General features: G+C 37.6%; 13 protein-coding genes and 1 riboswitch. Of the genes, 11 read left to right on the top strand and 2 right to left on the bottom strand.

Annotated features, from left to right (window positions below; genetic code table 11):
- The first annotated feature begins 221 nt into the window (after window positions 1–221).
- From AC4NPH_RS10325 to AC4NPH_RS10280, 10 genes are all read left to right on the top strand, one after another.
- The gene (locus AC4NPH_RS10325; protein ID WP_097813353.1) at window positions 222–1,829 is read left to right on the top strand and encodes a GGDEF domain-containing response regulator; all 1,608 of its coding nucleotides are present in this window, start codon (window positions 222–224) and stop codon (window positions 1,827–1,829) included.
- Window positions 1,830–2,879, top strand: a complete 1,050-nt coding sequence (locus tag AC4NPH_RS10320; RefSeq protein WP_053486880.1) for a HEAT repeat domain-containing protein — start codon at window positions 1,830–1,832, stop codon at window positions 2,877–2,879.
- Complete coding sequence (locus tag AC4NPH_RS10315) at window positions 2,869–4,278, top strand: glycosyltransferase family 2 protein (RefSeq protein ID WP_013055645.1); 1,410 nt, start codon at window positions 2,869–2,871, stop codon at window positions 4,276–4,278. Before AC4NPH_RS10320 ends, AC4NPH_RS10315 begins: the two co-directional genes overlap by 11 nt.
- The gene (locus AC4NPH_RS10310) at window positions 4,275–7,523 is read left to right on the top strand and encodes a hypothetical protein (RefSeq protein WP_491938714.1); all 3,249 of its coding nucleotides are present in this window, start codon (window positions 4,275–4,277) and stop codon (window positions 7,521–7,523) included. The genes AC4NPH_RS10315 and AC4NPH_RS10310 overlap by 4 nt, the downstream gene beginning before the upstream one ends.
- Window positions 7,524–7,525: 2 nt before the next feature.
- The gene (locus tag AC4NPH_RS10305) at window positions 7,526–7,894 is read left to right on the top strand and encodes a response regulator transcription factor (protein ID WP_013055647.1); all 369 of its coding nucleotides are present in this window, start codon (window positions 7,526–7,528) and stop codon (window positions 7,892–7,894) included.
- A complete protein-coding gene (locus AC4NPH_RS10300; RefSeq protein ID WP_053486883.1) occupies window positions 7,884–10,757 on the top strand; it encodes an ATP-binding protein in 2,874 nt (957 codons plus the stop codon). The genes AC4NPH_RS10305 and AC4NPH_RS10300 overlap by 11 nt, the downstream gene beginning before the upstream one ends.
- A gap of 456 nt (window positions 10,758–11,213) precedes the next feature.
- Complete coding sequence (locus AC4NPH_RS10295; RefSeq protein ID WP_013055649.1) at window positions 11,214–11,588, top strand: DnaJ family domain-containing protein; 375 nt, start codon at window positions 11,214–11,216, stop codon at window positions 11,586–11,588.
- A 36-nt stretch (window positions 11,589–11,624) separates the two neighbouring features.
- Complete coding sequence (locus AC4NPH_RS10290) at window positions 11,625–12,431, top strand: alpha/beta fold hydrolase (protein WP_013081956.1); 807 nt, start codon at window positions 11,625–11,627, stop codon at window positions 12,429–12,431.
- Between the two features lie 12 nt (window positions 12,432–12,443).
- A complete protein-coding gene (locus AC4NPH_RS10285) occupies window positions 12,444–13,031 on the top strand; it encodes a histidine phosphatase family protein (RefSeq protein ID WP_013055651.1) in 588 nt (195 codons plus the stop codon).
- 360 nt (window positions 13,032–13,391) lie between these two features.
- Entirely contained in the window at window positions 13,392–14,711 is a 1,320-nt protein-coding gene (locus AC4NPH_RS10280; protein ID WP_013055652.1) for an aspartate aminotransferase family protein, read from the top strand.
- 159 nt (window positions 14,712–14,870) lie between these two features.
- Window positions 14,871–14,970, top strand: a riboswitch (SAM riboswitch).
- A gap of 243 nt (window positions 14,971–15,213) precedes the next feature.
- On the opposite strand, the gene AC4NPH_RS10275 is transcribed toward AC4NPH_RS10280, so the two are convergent.
- Both AC4NPH_RS10275 and AC4NPH_RS10270 read right to left on the bottom strand, forming a co-directional pair.
- Window positions 15,214–15,843 carry a hypothetical protein gene (locus AC4NPH_RS10275; RefSeq protein ID WP_029324888.1) on the bottom strand — a complete coding sequence of 210 codons (630 nt, stop codon included), beginning with the start codon at window positions 15,841–15,843 and terminating at the stop codon, window positions 15,214–15,216.
- Window positions 15,844–15,896: 53 nt separating this feature from the next.
- On the bottom strand, window positions 15,897–16,475 hold the full coding sequence (locus AC4NPH_RS10270) for a YkoF family thiamine/hydroxymethylpyrimidine-binding protein (RefSeq protein ID WP_235565619.1): 579 nt from the start codon (window positions 16,473–16,475) through the stop codon (window positions 15,897–15,899).
- A 513-nt stretch (window positions 16,476–16,988) separates the two neighbouring features.
- Here AC4NPH_RS10270 and AC4NPH_RS10265 point away from each other — a divergent pair.
- A complete protein-coding gene (locus AC4NPH_RS10265; protein WP_029324890.1) occupies window positions 16,989–18,332 on the top strand; it encodes a 5'-deoxyadenosine deaminase in 1,344 nt (447 codons plus the stop codon).
- Window positions 18,333–18,346: the final 14 nt, after the last annotated feature.

The following is an 18,346-nucleotide window of genomic DNA, read 5'->3' as shown; positions in this document are numbered from 1 at the left end:
ACATTTTGCTTATTGGGAAGAAAAAATAATGAGTGAAAAAAGAATCATTTTAAAGTAAAATCGTTGGAGGAAAAGTATGGTTAAAAAGGAATTGCTTTTCATTTAAAAAACATACTTAAAATAAAAGTAAGAAAATATTTCATTTACTTACAAAATATTATAAAAAATGGATGGAGTAATATGGGGTAAGTGTTAACTATATCGAACAAAGGGTGTATAAGATGGATAAATATCAAATTGCATTATTAGCTAATGTGCGTAAGCAGCTGCAAGAGTGGACCGATCAAAATGAAGAAATACCTCATGAAGAAGTGTACCGCTTTTTGCATTCAATTTCTGGAACGTCTGCAACCATTGGACTGAATTATTTAGGAGATCGTTCCCGCGAGTTAATGGAAGCTGTTGAAAAAAATCAGAAAAAAACCTGGAATTACGCGGAGTTGAATACATTTTTATTAGATATTATTAAAATTTGTTATCAAGATGAAATTCAATCCGTAGAAGATATAAATAAACCGATAGAAATTAGTGAACAAACAGCTAATGTTTTACTTGTGGATGATGATCTTTCAATGCTGATGTATTTAAAAGAACAGTTTGAAAAACAAGGGTGGTACGTATTAGCAACTGCCTCTAAAGAAAAAGCCATTACGGCTTTTTACGAATTAAAGCCGGATTGTTTTGTTGTTGATGTACATATGAAAGACTGTACAGGCTTTGACATTCTTTCATTTTTACGTGATAAAACAAAGCAACTGTTCGTCCCCATTGTCATGATGAGCGTTGATAATCAAAGAGAGACGCGTTTGAAGGCTTTTAAATTAGGGGCCGATGATTTTTTTGTTAAACCTCTCGATATGGAAGAAAGTCTACTTCGAATTGGTCACCATATTGAACGAAAGCAGATGTTTAACTCCTATTTAATGTTTGATGAATTAACAGGAGCCTATAACCGAACGTATTTAAAAGAAATCTACAGTCAGCAGCTATCCAGCTACGACCGCTTAAAAGATCCTTTTTGTTTAGCGATTTTAGATTTAGATTTCTTTAAGAGAATAAACGATCAATATGGACATCTTATGGGAGACCGTGTGCTGCAAGCATTTGTAGAGTATATGAAGCATGAAATTCGTCCAACAGATCACATTTTTAGATATGGAGGCGAAGAATTTATTCTTTTACTGCCAAAAACCAATATAAAAGAGGCAGAAACAGTATTAAATAGACTGTTGGATTTGTTTGTGGAAAAAGTGTTCACACATCAAAGCAATTCGTTTTATTGCAGTTTTTCCGGCGGAGTTGTAGAAGTTCATAACACTGAATGGCCGTTAGAAAAAGCTCTTCATCAAGCTGATGAGGCATTATATATAGCGAAGGAATCAGGACGTCAAAAAATTGTAGCTTCTTCTCAAAGCAAGCTGGTCAAAAAGCGAACGCTTCGTATGGCTATTATTGATGATGATTCTATCATTCGAACGATGCTGAAAGAGCTTTTAAGTAAGATTGATGTAGGAGATCGCTATGAAGTGAAAATAGAAGTGTTTAAAGATGGCATCGAATTTTTTGAGTCCCAATGGATTCATTCTAGCGATCAGTACTTTGTTATTTTAGACGGAATGATGCCTAAGATGGATGGCTTAGAAGTGCTGCAAAAATTAAGACAGCATAAACGTCACGATCAGTACACGGTTATTATGCTTACATCAAGAAACAGCGAACAAGATATTCAAAGAGCATTAGAACTTGGGGCAGACGATTACATGACAAAGCCATTTAAGTTAATGGAGCTTGAAGCGCGCGTGCGTCATTTAATGAAGAAGGTGAAATAAATGGCGATGTCAATTCAAGTGGTATATGTCTTATTTGGCGGATTGCTATTGCTTTTAGTCTGTTTTCTGAGTTATTTACTTATTCAAAAAGCGCGTTTAAACGCTTTTCGAGCAAAAGTAGAATCCTATAAAGATAGTATGAAAGAATCTCTTTTTATTTATTTATACAGAAAAGATGAAGAACATCGGGTAGAGCCTAAAAATAAAATAGAGCTGGCGGGTGTAGAGGAACTATTGAGCAGTTTTTCTGCAGCTGTGCAAGGCGATGAAATTCTAAATAACATCACGCTCTATGCGGAGAAGGTTTTTACACCCAAATATAAAAAAGAGCTGCATCATTCTAGATGGAGTGTCAGAATGAATGCCCTTTATGCGATCGAAGACTTTGGTCTAACTACGCTAACACACCAATTAGTAGAAATGTATGAGAAAAAAAATAGTACAGCGGCTGAAAAAAATCAAATTTTAAAAATTTTAGTTAAGCTGAACCGCCCTGAGTTTGTTGTGTACATGACGAACGCTTCTAGACCGCTGTCTGAATTTATGTACCGCTCTTTGTTTGGAACTATGAACAGTGAGCAGTTTCAGCAATTTATTAATAAATTTGAACATCTACAAGAAGAAATTCAGCTGCCTCTTATCGATATGATAGGTATCAATCATAAGTTAGAGTATATAGATTTCTTAAAAATGCACATGAAAAGTTCATCAGAAGAACTGCGAATTCGTTCGTTGAAATCACTTAATGCTTTATCTTTTCCATTAAGAATAGAGGAGCTCACGAAACATCTTCAGTCAGTTATTTGGCAAGAAAGAATGATGGCTACAAAACTAATAGGCAAAACGAGAGATGAGAAGGGATTGTCACTTCTTGAGCAGTCGCTAAAAGATTCTCATTTTCTTGTGCGTTCGAATGCTGCTCAGTCAATGATGAAAATCCCAACAGGTAAAGAATATTTAGTTCATGTATACAAAACGACTGATGACAAGTTTTCGAAAGATATGGCAGCAGAATGGCTTGAAAAAGGAGGAGTTACGGTTGTGGAATAGTGTTTGGCATCTTTTATTGTCTATTTGCGGATGGGCTGTATTTGCTTATATGATTTTTGTGCTTTGTTTTTATTTTATGATGTTTATCATCTCTGCTTTTCAACTGCGAAAGCAATATCAATTAAATGATGAAGAACCTTATGAAGATTTGCTTGCGGTTAGCTATACAACACCGTTATCTATATTAGTTCCCGCTTATAACGAATCTGTCGGGATTATTGGAAGCGTGCGTTCGCTGCTTGGAATTGAATATCCGGAATATGAAGTAATTGTAGTAAACGACGGATCTTCAGATGATACGTTAGAAAAGCTAATCGAGGAGTTTTCTCTTGTGAAAATGAATCGAGTTGTGAGAAAGCAAGTAGAGACGAAAGAAGTAAAAGCTGTATATCGTTCTAAATTATACGATTATTTATATGTAGTCGATAAACAAAATGGGGGAAAGTCAGATGCATTAAATGCAGGAATTAATTTATCCAACTATCCTTATTTTTGTTCGATCGATGGCGATTCAGTGTTAGAAAGAGATGCTTTTTTAAAAGTTATGAAGCCAATTATTGATTCAGACGGAGAAGTAATTGCTTCAGGGGGAAGTATTCGAATTGCAAACGGATGTAAAATCGAAAACGGTGCGGTCGTATCGATTGGACTTGATACGCAGCCGCTTGTTGTGATGCAGATTATTGAATATTTACGTGCCTTTCTTATGGGGCGCATTGGTCTCAGTCGCCATAATTTATTACTTATTGTGTCAGGAGCATTTGGCGTATTTTCTAAACGCTGGGTGATTGAGGCTGGGGGTTATTCTCATACAGTCGGCGAAGACATGGAACTTGTTGTTCGCCTGCACCGACTGATTAAACAGAAAAAAACCAACAATCAAATTGTTTATATTCCAGATCCCGTATGCTGGACAGAGGCACCCGATGAAATCAAATATTTGCGAAGACAGCGGAACCGCTGGCACCGCGGTTTATTTGATAGTCTTTGGAAGCATAAAGAGATGCTGTTTAATCCGAGATACGGAAGTATCGGAATGATTTCTATGCCTTATTTTGTGTTTATTGAACTAATCGGTCCGGTCATGGAAATGTTAGGCTATTTGTTTATTGTTATTTCTCTAGTTGTAGGCGGGATTTATGTAGAATTTGCTTATTTGCTTTTTCTCTTGATGGTTGTATATGGTTCTCTTTATTCGATGGCGGCCGTTTTGCTAGAAGAGTGGAGCCTTCGCAAATATCCAAGAGTATCCGATATTGCTAAGCTATTTGTCTTTTCCCTGACTGAATCCTTTTGGTATCGCCCTCTAACTGTTATATGGCGCTGTCATGGATTGTTGGATGTTATTCGCAATAAAAAAGGCTGGGGAGACATGCAGCGAAAAGGAGTTTCACAATGAAAAAATGGTTGTTAATTGGCGGCATTATTTTGGTTATGGCAGTAACGGCTTCTCCATTTCTTATTTGGCAGCTAAAGAAACCAACTGATTTGAATATGCTTGTCATTGATAAAACAGTGCCGGATCAAACGTTTCGAGAGCATCAAGGTTTAATGTGGATGCTGAATCAAGCGAAAGTACGCAAAGACGGGAAGCCTTATAAAATCTCAAAAGATTATGCAGGGTTTTACCCAAAAGGAGATAAAACATACAGCATTAAATCTCTGCCAAAAACAAACTCTGCAGATATGATTTATATCACGGACACGTATGGCGTATACAAAGAAGATTTAGGCGTAAAAGCTAAAAGAGGAGATCGCTCTCAATTGGTGTATGGTGGCATGACTTCTGAAGACGTGAGCTACGTTAAGAAAGCTCTAAATGGACGTACAAAAACGCTGATTGGAGAGTTTAATACATTTGGGAGTCCTACTTCTTTAGACGTTCGCAAAGAACTGTATGAATTGTACAATGTTACGTGGTCCGGCTGGATTGGACGCTATTTTGAGGAATTCGGCAGTGAAGAAGTTCCTGCTTGGGTGAAAAGTGCTTACAAAAAGCAGTACAACAAAGAGTGGAGCCTTACAGGAAAAGGCTTATTATTCGTTAATGAATCCAATAAGCTCGTTATTATAACGGAAAAAGAATTAAAAGAAAATCCAGTATGGTTTCAATACACAAAACAAGGAAAGAAAACATTGAATTTACAGGATGAATCTGCTTATCAATATTGGTTTGACGTAATTGCACCGCAGCAAAAAAGTGATGTGCAGGCTCAGTTTGTCTTTCACTTGGATTCTGAAGGGAAAAACAAGCTAAAGGAAAATGGTATTCCTTTGTCCATACCAGCAGTCGTTCATCATAATAAAGAGCGATATGATACCTATTACTTTGCAGGAGATTTTGCAGATCAAGGAGAAGTACCTTCCATTTATCAAACCTCTTTTTACCCGCTGTGGAAGAAATGGACAGAGAAAATCGGAAAAGAAGATGAGTCTTCTTTTTACTGGACTGTTTACCTGCCTCTTATGAATAAGATCATAGATCAACAGCAAAATGAATCGCAGCCTGCTTCTGTTACTTTTAATAAAAATATGGAAATCTATGAAGATGCTGACCTTAAAGTAGCAGGGAAAGTAGGAAAAGATTATTTGCAAATTTATCAAAACGGCAAGTGGCAAGATGTGCTGATTAAAGGAGTAAATATGGGCATTAGTAAGCCAGGCCATTTCCCTGGTGAGACTGCTATTTCGAAAGAAGAATATTTGCGCTGGTTTAAAGAAATTGGAAAGATGAATGCAAACTCAATCCGCGTATACACCATTCATCCTCCCGCCTTTTATGAAGCGCTTGCTGAGTATAACCAAAAAGCCAAAGAACCCATTTATCTTTTTCATGGGGTATGGGTGAATGAAGAAGTTTTCTATGATTCACAAGATGCTTTTGCAAAGGAAAATACAAAAGAATTTGAAGCTGAAATGAAAAGGATTGTAAACGTTATTCACGGAAATGCAACACTGCCAAAACGGACAGGACATGCAAGCGGAACGTATACAGCAGACGTGTCTCCTTATGTTTTAGGCTGGATTATAGGAGTTGAATGGGATCCCACGGTAGCCCTTTCGACAAATGAAAAACATAAAGGAATGAAAGATTTTAAAGGGCAGTACATCTATACCGAAAAAGGCAATCCCTTTGAAATTTGGCTTGCTCAGCTTATGGAAAAAACAATTTCCTATGAGCAGGATAAATATGATTGGCAGCGGCCTATGAGCTTTACGAACTGGGTGACGACGGATTTGCTTACTCATCCATATGAGCCTTCTGAAGACGAAGATAAAGTGTCTGTTAATCCTAATTTAATTCACATAACTAAAAAATTTGAGCCGGGCTTATTTGCCTCTTATCATATTTATCCGTACTATCCTGATTTCTTAAACTATGAATCTCGTTATCTCGCTTATCGAGATCATCGAGGAGAGAAAAATAACTACGCAGGCTATTTGCAAAATATGAAAGAAGTTCATCATATGCTCGTTCTTGTTGCTGAATTTGGCATTCCGGCTTCGCGAGGACTCACCCATAGAAACGTATACGGGTGGGATCAAGGCTTTCATACGGAACAAGAACAAGGAAAGATTCTGTCACGCTTATACGAAGACATTGTTGAAGAAAAAATGGCTGGCGGTATGGTCTTTACATGGCAAGATGAATGGTTTAAGCGAACGTGGAATACGATGGAGTACGACAATCCGAACCGCAGGCCATTTTGGACGAATTTGCAAACGGGAGAGCAGCATTTTGGATTGCTGAGTTTTGATCCAGGAACGAAGCTGAAAGTCAAAGTAGACGGTAAATCAGATGATTGGAAAAAGCTGAACAGCAAGTCGGTATATAAGCCGTCTAAGAAGTTAAAAGCATTGAACATTACAAGTGATGAAGGTTATCTATATCTACACGTGAGTGCAAAAGAACTGGAAAATCAAAAGCTTTATTTCTTGTTTAACACGATTAACAATCAGGGACAGTCAAAGATTCCTCAAATCCCTTCCTTAAAAACAAAAGGAATTGATTTTGTAGCAGAATTAAACGGAAAAGAAGACAGTCATTTATGGATAGACAGCTATTACGATACGTATTATTTTTCATATGCTCATCAGCTCCAAATGATTCCCGTGGTAAAAGGAACCGATACAAAAGACAACGGCATGTTTAATCCAATCAGGCTCGCCCTTAACAAAGAGTTAGCGATTGGAGAGGGGAAAAACAAGAGAACCATTCCTTTTGACGCCTATGAAACAGGGAAGCTCCAAGAAGGAAACAGCGATCCTAACTCTTCTTCATTTGATTCGCTAGCAGATTTTAAAGTGAATGAATCAAATGGAATTGCTGAACTTCGCATTCCCTGGGCGCTTTTAAATGTAAAAGACCCGAGTCAAAAAGAAATAATGGGAGATATTTGGTCCAAAAAAGGATTAGAATCCAGCGAGAAAATAAAAGGAATTCAAGTGGGAGTCGTAGCTGTTAATAAGAAGAGCAATGACGTAGAAGATACGTTTCCGACTCAGAAAAAAGGCGAACTTTTATTAAAAGATTTTTACTTATACAAGTGGAAAAATTGGGAGTATCCAACTTTTCACGAACGAATAAAGCCGTCCTACTTCATATTGCAAAAAACGTATGGACGACTACAAGCGGAGGAATAACAATGGCAAAAATTTTATTAGCGGAAGATGAAGAAGTGCTTCGTATGTTAGTGGTAGATACGCTTGAAGATGAAGGACATGATGTGACGGAAGCAGAAAATGGCGAAGAAGCTTTGGAATTTATTAAAGAACGTGATTTTGACTTAATTATTTTGGATTATATGATGCCCGTGTTCACCGGGCTTGAAGTCATTCAGCAGCTGAAAGAAATGAAAGATAAGCGCCATACAAAAGTATTGATGCTTTCAGCTAAGAGTCAAGCTGCTGATCAAAGCCGAGTGTTAGAAGCAGGGGCTGCGTATTTTATGTCTAAGCCGTTTAGTCCCCTATTACTAGCTGAACGTGTCGAGGAAATTTTAGATGAACAATAAACTAAAACGAAAAAGTATCTCAACCCAGTTCATCCTCTTAGCAAGTATCCTTTTACTTGCTTTTGCGGCGGGTTCAACTGTACTTGTTGTACGGCAAAAAGAAATTACAGCTGATTATGCCCAGTACAGGGCACAAGTACGGGAAAAGGCACAGCTGCTATCTACAATTGATAAATCAATGAACAAGGCTTTTTTGCAGGCTCGTGGGTTTATTGCGTTTGATTCAGAGGATATGTATAACGAGGCTGCAAGTCAGCAAAAAATTATCGAAGAAAATCTTGACCGACTTTCAGGTCTAGCCGCAGATAGACGTGAGCGTACGCTTGTAAATGAAGCGACGGTGATGCTAAACACGTATTTTAATCAAACGCTTCCTTATTTTAAAGATATTTACGACAAAAAAGGTATTGAAGGAGTCCGCTCTAGTCCTGAGCGGAAGGCTGCTTCTAAATCAATAGAACAAATGCAAAAAGAACTTGATGACTACCAAAATGAATTAACTAAAGACTTAAATACACAGTACGATGATACGTCGAGTGACATGCAGAAAAGTCAAACATTCTTTATTTTATTTTTAGCGTTTACAGTGGTCATTTTATTGTTGCTTACACGGGTACTGCTAAATAAGTTTGTAAAGCCACTGAGTCAGCTAGCATATACGGCAAGCGAAATTGCTGCCGGAAAAGAAATGCCTATGACATTTGATGAACATAGAAGAGATGAAATTGGTATGCTATCGCAAGCCTTTTACAAAATGGTATCGACTTTGCAAAATAATGAACAGGAGTTAACGGCTCAAAATGAGGAGCTGATTGCACAGCAAGATGAATTGCACAGTCAGCAAGATGAACTTCAGCACGCATTAGAATTGACAAAGGAACGAGAAGGGGAGTTAGAATTGCGCAATTTATTTGTGCATGGACTAACAAATTCTCTTCACAAGCAAGAGGTTCTCACGAGTGCTGTCACAAACATGAGCCGGGTGATGAAAGCTGATCACGGGTTTATTATGCTAGCCGATGAAAAGACACATGCTTCATTTGGTCTATCTTCATCAAGTGTTCAACAGATGGTGGCAAATCTTCATAATAATTACGTTGATCATGTGCAGAAGACGAAAAAATGTATGGTAGTAAAAAGAGAGTGTATAGAACATGAGCGCCTATATCATCAGCAAACGTTTTATTTGTATGATGTTATCGTACCGGTGTTGTCTTCACAGGGAGATATGCTAGCCTATATGTTTTACAGCCGCTACGCTGATGAATACACAGACCATGAATTACAGACATTTGAAATACTGGCCAAACAAATCACGATTGCTCTTGAAAAAATTTATATTTACGAAGAGTCTGAGCATGACCGATTGCTATCTCAAGATATTTTAAATTCGATTCAAGAAGGAATGCAGCTTGTAGATACAAGCGGTACGATTCTACAAGTGAATACGAAGATTAGCGAATTGTTTCAATATGAGCATCAAAGCGGGCTTCTTCAGCTCTCTCGTGATCAATGGCTAGATGCTCTCTCTCAAAAAGTCGAAAATATACAGCAGCTGAGACAATACGTTGAAGCCATTTGTAAGGGAGAGCAAGTAGAAAAGTCTTTTGTTTATTACCTGTACACGGAAGGTAAGCGAAAAGTTATAAAAGTTTATAGTGAATACGTATATCGAAACCGTCAGATGTTTGGCGTATTGTTCGTTCATCGGGATATTACGAAAGAATTTGAAGTTGATCAGATGAAGTCGGAATTTGTAAGTACTGTGAGTCACGAGCTGCGCACACCTTTAGCAAGTGTATTAGGGTTCACTGAGCTTATGCTAAACAAAACATTAAAAGAAGAAAGACAGAAGAAGTACTTAACTACTATTTATCAGGAAGCACAGCGGTTAACGTCTTTAATCAACGATTTTCTGGACGTCCAAAGAATGGAAGCGGGGAAACAAACCTACGACAAAAAGTATCAAGACATTCTGCCGCTTATTAAGCAGGTGATTGAGGTCCAGAAAATACAAACAAGTAAGCATGAATTTGATATGATTTCCGATCAAGAGCATTTTACAGTAATGGGAGATAAAGATAAGCTGCTGCAATTGTTTAATAATGTAATTAGCAATGCAGTGAAATATTCCCCCGATGGAGGGAACGTTACAGTTAAAGTGTATCAAAAGGAACACGCTGTTTATATTGATATTCAAGATGAAGGAATTGGTATACCAAGTGAAGCGCTAGGTCAATTGTTTACCAAATTCTACAGAGTAGATAACTCCGATATGCGCAAAATTGGCGGAACAGGTCTAGGATTAGCAATTGTAAAGGAAATTGTAAAAGCTCATGGTGGAGACATTACTGTACAATCGGAATGGAAAAAAGGAACAACATTCACGGTTGTTCTCCCGCTTCTATATGAAGTTCAGTACGATGAAGAGATGATAAGTACGAATGATAACCGTAAAAGCGTAGTGATTGTAGAAGATGATAAAAGTTTAGCGACGCTTTTACAGGTAGAATTAAAAGAAAGCGGTTTTCACGTTCGGTATTTTAACAACGGAGAAGACGCATTAAACTCTATTCATCAGCAAAAGCCTGAAGTGGTTGTTCTAGATATTATGTTGGGAGAAAATAAGTTAGACGGCTGGGATGTTTTAAGACAGCTCAAAGAAAATACAGAGACAGAAAAAATTCCTATTTTAATCTCATCTGCTTTAGACGAAAGAAGCAAAGGGTTAGAGCTTGGAGTGTGTGAGTTTCTGATTAAACCCTATCAGCCTAGTAAATTATCCAAAACGATTCTCCAGCTGCTTTTGAAAAAACAAGAGCACGAAGGAGAAATTATGATTCCATCAGATAAAGAAGAGTAGAAATTTGGTGAGGCTTCGTTATATTTGCGGAGTCTCATTAAACGAAAAGAAAATTAGCAAAGTAATATAAAAAAATATTGAAAACGCTATCAAAATGTGGTTTTATAGAAAGTAGGCATAACATGATGACCTTAGAATTACCTTTTTCCACCTCCTTACATGCGTAAGGAGGCTTTTTTGTATAAATATAGTAAGATAAGATAACAAAACCTGATGCAGAATCGTTTATTGAATTTCAGCTAGTTAAGAAACTGCTCAAGAAAGTTTGATAGTGAAAGGAGTGAAGCTCTGGAAATCATTTCACAAAGGGAGGATAGTCTATCCTAGAAGTGAAGGTAGTTCAATTTTTATAATCATAGTATAATAAAAAATACGGTTATAAAAGTTGTGTTTGTTATACATCTTTTATATAGAAGGTAAGATTGAATTTTATATTTGCTTAAAGGAGGTCTTTCCTTGGATATTGCGTATATAATTGCTGAAGAAAGAATTAGACAAGCAATAAAAGACGGTGACTTTGATAAGCTGCCTGGGGAAGGAAAACCATTAAAGTTAGAAGATTTGTCACACATACCTGAAGAACTGCGCCAAGCGTATAGGATATTAAAAAATGCAAACATGATAACGGATGAACAAGAGCTAAAACGAGATATGGCTACAATAGAAGACTTGATTTCTATATGCACGGATGCTAATGAAGAACAAAGGCTAACAGAGATGCTTACGGAAAAGCGTTTGCGCTTTGAGCAGCTCGTTGGCAAGAAAAAGATGACAAGTTCTGCAGCTTACAGGACGTATCAGAATAAAATTTACTCCAAATTTTTTTATTAATGAGTGTAATGAACGAGACGATCGGAGGGTGAGAACTTGCGGCTGTTAATTTTATTGATCAGTATCATACTATTTATTTCGCTTTGTTTTTATATTTTTGCCCCACAAATAAAACGAGGTGCCCAATCGAAAAATGTGCCGGTTTTATTTATTCATGGCTATTTAGGCAGTCAAAAAAGCTTAGGGAAAATGATTAAACGATTTGAACAAAACGGATGGGGAACTAAAGTAGGTTACTGCGTTGTTCAAAAAGATGGAGCTATTCAGTGGAAGCATATTATGAAAGCAAAAGAGGGAAAACTTCCGCTTATTCATATCGTTTTTAAAAAGCCAGATGCCAGTATTGCACAGCAGCAAAAATGGATTGAAGCTATTATGCAAGATGTACGTGATACATATAAAGCATCTTCTGTTGATTTAGTTGGACATAGTATGGGAGGAGTAACAGCAGCAGCTGTTAGTTTGTCTAACCCTCAGTATATTCAAAAGTTAGTTACGTTAGGATCGCCAATTCAAGGATTAGATTATCAGGAATTAATGGAGATGTATCCTCATGCACGCAATCATATTGAATCTATGGGTGCTCGTGATTTAGCTTTTCACTCTATAGCGTTAAACAAGCTGTACGAAAGTCGTCAAGATTTCTCAAAAGAAATCGACGTTTTTTCAGGAGCAGGAGATGTGGGAGATAAGACAGATGGAGTGGTAACAGTAGAAAGTGCGTACGGGCTGCAAGAGTTCACCGAACACATTCATCTCCAAACGTTTCATGAAGCACATTCAGATTTACATGAAAGCTCAGAGGTTGATAAAGCTGTCTATCAATTTTTAAAACGGGATTAAAGGGGGATTACGATGCTTTACTTAATTAGACACGGCCAAACAGATTGGAATAAAAACAAACTTATTCAAGGGCATGCTGATATTCCGCTCAACGAAGCGGGAAAGCAACAAGCTAAACGCGTAGCGGAACGTTTTCGAGATATCCATATTGATGTAATCTATACAAGCGATTTGCTTCGTGCGCAGGAGACGGCTAGGGAAATTGCAGCAGCTGCTAAAGTAGAGAAAGTCGAGGTTTGTGAGCAGCTGCGTGAGCGCTCTTTTGGAGAACTAGAATCAAAGAACGTAGAAGTTCTGCATGAGCTTGTGCCAAACTATGCGACAAATTGGGGAGAAGAACCTTTATATAATATCGAAACACTCGAAGCCGCTCAAGAACGGATGGTTCGGCGGTTAACGGAAATTATGAAGAAGTCTATCGGAAAGAAAGTAGCAGTTGTTAGTCACGGGGCGGCAATTAATACATTCATTCATCATGTAACAAGCGGAGAACAAGGAACAGGGACTACTATTTTACAAAATACATCGATTACAACTTTTGCTTATGAAAGTGGAAAATGGCGCCTTGAAACGATCAATGATGCCAAACATCTTGAATAAATATACTTAAAGAGGCTGTGACTGTAGTATTTTAGTTGAGGGAAGATCCGAACGATTAATCGTTCGGATTTTTTTATGGTGATGGTGAACCTAGGTTTCATATATGTAAGTACTTCTAGCAGTTGATTGGAGGGAAAGGCGAAGACTCCTGCGGGAAAAGAGGAAGGGATGAGACCCCGCATATTAATTTTATATATAAATATTTATACAATTGATTTTAATAAAAATGCATAGTAAAATAAGTTTTATTACTATTCTATTAAAGCGTTTAGTATAACTGAATTTCCTAATATTGTTTAATAAGTAACTATATTCCGGAATAAGATTAATTGATTTGTATAATTTCAAGGAGGATGTAGTATGTCAAAAGATTGGAGTCACTTATTTGAAAGAATGCCTGAATTGCTAGCACCGACGATGGCTAAAGACCATCCGAATTTGCCCGTTGTGAAGGAAGAAGGATGCTATTATTATGGATTGGATGGTAAAGAATATCTCGATTTTACTTCCGGAATCGCTACGACAAATGTAGGACACAGACATCCGAAAGTAGTAAAAGCAATCAAAGACGGAGCAGATCAATTATTGCACGGTCCTTCAGGTGTTATTATGTACGAATCGATATTAAAGTTAGCCGATGAGTTAGGAAAAGTAACGCCGGGCAATTTAGACTGCTTTTTCTTTGGAAATAGTGGCACCGAAGCAATTGAAGGAGCCTTGAAATTAGCGAGACATGTCACAAAGCGTCCGTATGTTATTTCTTTTTTAGGGTGTTTTCATGGCCGCTCGATGGGAGCTTTAAGTGTTACAACCTCGAAAAGCAAATATAGACAATTTCAGCAGCCTTCGGGACTGACGTATCAGATTCCATATGCCAATCCAAAAGAGTGCCCTGCGGAGCTAGACAGCGATGTGTACTTTACTGAAAAGCTTGAAAAAGATTTTGAAATACTCTTTAAGCACCAAGTCACGCCTGAAGAAGTGGCTGCCGTTATTTTGGAACCAGTATTAGGAGAAGGCGGCTATATTATTCCTCCGAAAAGTTGGATGAAGAAGTTAAGAGAGATTTGTGATCGTCACGGAATATTACTTATTTTCGATGAAGTGCAAACAGGGTTTGGCCGTACCGGCGAATGGTTTGCTGGACAAACGTTTGATGTCGTGCCAGATATTATGGCTATAGCAAAAGGAATTGCTTCTGGAATTCCGCTTAGTGCAACGGTAGCTTCTCAAGAATTAATGAAGCAGTGGCCCCTTGGCACACATAGTACAACATTTGGAGGAAATCCTATTGGATGTTCAGCAGCCCTTGCAACTCTTGAAGTGATGAAAGAAGAACAACTGCTGGATAACACGAAAAAAATGGGCGCTTATGCGTTAGAAAAGCTGCATCTTTTAAAAGAAAAACATTCAATTATTGGGGATATCCGTGGTTTAGGACTTATGATTGGAATTGAAATTGTTAATCCGGATACGGGAGAAGGCGATGGAGACGCCTTATTCGAGATTTTGGACTTAGCTTTAGAAAAAGGCGTGTTATTTTATTTTTGCGGAAATGCAAGTGAAGTTATTCGCATGGTACCTCCGCTTACTGTAACAAAAGAACAGATAGATGACGGCATTCGCATGCTAGATGAGGCTATCACTTCTTTTGAGAAAAAGTCAGCTGTAAAAGCGTGATGAAAAAATTATATATTTGTAACCTAGTTGTCATAGTAATGGTAGCGATATCATAGTTTTAGAGGGAAAAGAATTTTCTGAAAAGTAGTTGACATCTGTTTGTGCAGCATGTAACATAATATTTATCTTATCAACAATTATCAACAAAATTCGACAAACTTCTTATCAAGAGAGGTGGAGGGATAGGCCCTTTGAAACCTCGGCAACGGACTTTATAGAACCGTGCCAACTCCCACAAGCAGTGCTTGAAAGATAAGAAGAGACCAGGCTTACTAACAATTGTGATCCCAACCTCTTCTTACAGGCACTTAGACACTGTAAGTGGAGGTTTTAATTTTATGACAAGAATATGACATTTAGATAAAAAACAGCAGGCGAAATTACCTGCTGTTTTTATATGCTGTAAAATGATAAATAACCTACCAGAATTCCTAGTAAAAGTACTCCAATCGTAATACCAACAATCCACCACATCATTTTTTTCATTATTTATTCCTCTTTATCAATTAACTGTAGCTGTTGATCCGCCTGAAGCGCCGGAAGCTGTACCGTAAGCAGTTTGTCTTTTGATTCCGGCATTTTTAGCTGCAATTTTCCACTGCCAGTCAATTCGCCCGTAGGCTCGATTATTTTGCACCCAAGATTTTGAGCTCTTTTTTGAAATAGACACAAGGGGGTTTACATTTTTCGTGACGACGCCTCGTACACTTTTGACTGAAGTCACCGATGAGTTTTTCGTGTAATAGTCTACATACACCGTTAGTTTTGTTGTTGTAAATCCAGCCGCTTTATAAGAAGCCGTATAAGCTGCTGTTTTGAATAAAGGTGAAGCCGTTCTTGCTCCGTATGCTGCTGTACTTGCAGCTTCGACTGTGCCGCTAGTCTCTTCAATATCCATTTTTAACAGAGATGGATCCTTTAGTGATTGTACAACTTTTTGTTTTTGTTGACGCGACAGTTTTGAAAATTCATACAGTGAACTTTTATCACTTTGCGCTTTCAAGAACTGCGTGTAAGAAGCAAGCGTTAAATGTGCAGGTTTTTCACTAGCCATAACAGAGTTTGGTACGACTAATAGACATAATAACGCACTTATCAGGAAAAAAGAAAAAAACGTTCTTTTTGTAGCCATATTTATATAAATCCTTTCTAGTATTCTATCTTTATAAATAGATAAGAAGTAATTTATCGTTTTGAAGAAGGACTGTGTGCTGACATATTAACTGTCATCACGACACGAGCTTGCTGTACAGATTTCATAAAACATTCGTATAGAGAAGCGAATACTTTATCCACATCTCCTTCTAAAGCTGTTGCAAAAGGCACGGTTTCGGCAAATACTCCCTGTTGTTTAACTGCGCCAATTCCGCTTTTGATGATGTCTACATAATGCGGCGTATCTAATGGATACAAAGAAAATTGAGTGGATACAGGGAACGAAGCACAAAGCTGTTGGTTTGAAGACATGTTTTCTTTTGGTTTTATTTTTCTTTCTTCGAAATATTCTTCGTGCTGCCCTGTTGAAAACGTGGCATTCAGCACAATATGCTTTCCTGATTTTCCAGCACTTTTATAAACGGCTTGAACAACTTCAAATACGTCTTTGGCAGTTCCTTCAATAAACGTACTAACACGGTCTGTTTTTCGCTGAACTTTAGACATATCCACTTCGTTTAGTGCGCCTAAAATAATATCGATAAAGTTATCACTCATAACGGAAAGCGTAAAACGGCAGCCAACATTTATTTTTTCCAAGTTAATCACCCCTAAAATATAGATTTGTAGTTTTTTAATCATACAAATCATAAAATAACTTTTCTGTTTTGTATAGAAACAGAAGATAGATTCTTTATTTTTAGGAAATATTACATAGAAGAAACGAAAATAAATTGCATAACATGAAAAATAAGGGTGTTAAGAAAAGTCACATAATAAAAAAGAATAAAAAAACAATGTTAGAACCTCTGACAAAAAGCTGGTATATAGACTGAAAACACCATATTATAAATACAAGATCACATTATTCTCCTGCGATTTCGTATAACCTCTTGAAAAAGGGACTTGGGATTTTATCATAAATCCAACCTCCTAGCTGTATAATCAGCTAGGAATTTTTTTTACCCAAACTCTCTATCGCGCATGAGGTTACCTACACTTATTCAACTCAGAGCATACACCATATATATTTAAGACCAGTGTAAGAAAGATTGCTTGAAGATGTTAGTGTTCGGCTTGAGCTAGAAATAGATAGATGTTACGAAAGAGGGGAAAGAAGGTATGACGCACACATTAATTAAAAATGCAGAGATTATTACGATGAATGAGAAGAATGATATTATTTACGGTGACCTTTATATTGTTGGAAATCGTATTGCAGCCATCGGGAAAAACCTGCATCCGGAAAAGGTAGATAAAGTCATTGACGCAGCAAATAAAACAATTGTGCCGGGCTTTATACATACTCATATTCATTTATGTCAAACGCTTTTTAGAGGGCAAGCAGATGATTTAGAGCTGCTAGACTGGCTAAAGAAGAAAATATGGCCGCTTGAAGCTTCACATGATGAAGAATCTATCTATTATTCAGCACTGTTAGGGATCGGCGAACTCATTCAAAGCGGGACTACAACAATTGTAGATATGGAAACTGTTCATCATACGGACTCTGCTTTTCAAGCTATATCTCAAAGTGGAATCCGAGCTCTTGCAGGAAAAGTAATGATGGATAAAAAAGGCGATGATCTGCCAAAAGCTCTGCAGGAGACAACGGCTGACTCGATCAAAGAAAGTGTAGAGCTGCTTGAAAAATGGCATAATTCAAATAACGGTCGTATTCGATACGCATTCTCCCCAAGATTTGTGCTGTCGTGTACGGAAGATTTGCTGCGTGAAGTGAGCCATTTATCAGCTGCCTATAATGTTCATGTCCATACTCATGCTTCTGAGAATCAAGAAGAAATTCGCATCGTAGAAGCTGAAACGGGTATGAGAAATATTATGTATTTAGACCATTTAGGATTAGCCAACGAGCGCCTTATTTTAGCGCACTGTGTGTGGCTAAATGATCAAGAAAAGCAAATTATTAAGAATCAAGGAGTAAAAGTCAGTCATTGCCCAGGATCAAACTTAAAACTTGCATCCGGAATCGCAGATGTGCCCGGTTTATTAGAGCAAGGTGTATTTTTAAGTCTTGGCGCTGATGGTGCTCCTTGTAATAATAATTTGGATATGTTCAACGAAATGAGGCTGGCGGCTACGATTCATAAACCCTCGTACGGACCAACGGCCATGAATGCAAAGCACGTGCTAGAAATGGCTACAATCGGCGGAGCGAAAGCAGTTGGGCTTGAAAAAGAAATTGGAAGTTTAGAGGTCGGGAAAAAAGCGGATCTTGCTATTTTAAATTTAAATCAGCTTCATACCTTTCCATCTTACGGCGTAGACCCTATTTCCAGAGTTGTGTATTCAGCAACGCGAGGAGATGTAGAACTAACGATGGTTGATGGAGAAATTGTGATGGAAAATCGCGTGCTGAAAACAATTGACCAAGGAATTGTATTGAAAGAAGCAAATCATTCGATTGATCGTCTTTTAAAAAGAATCCCGCTTTTAATTTCATAATCATAAGATGTAAA

It is taken from the genome of Priestia sp. MDV22-iso46 (assembly GCF_058629175.1).
Note: the sequence above shows the minus strand (reverse complement) of the source record. Positions and strands in the feature narration are given on the sequence as shown.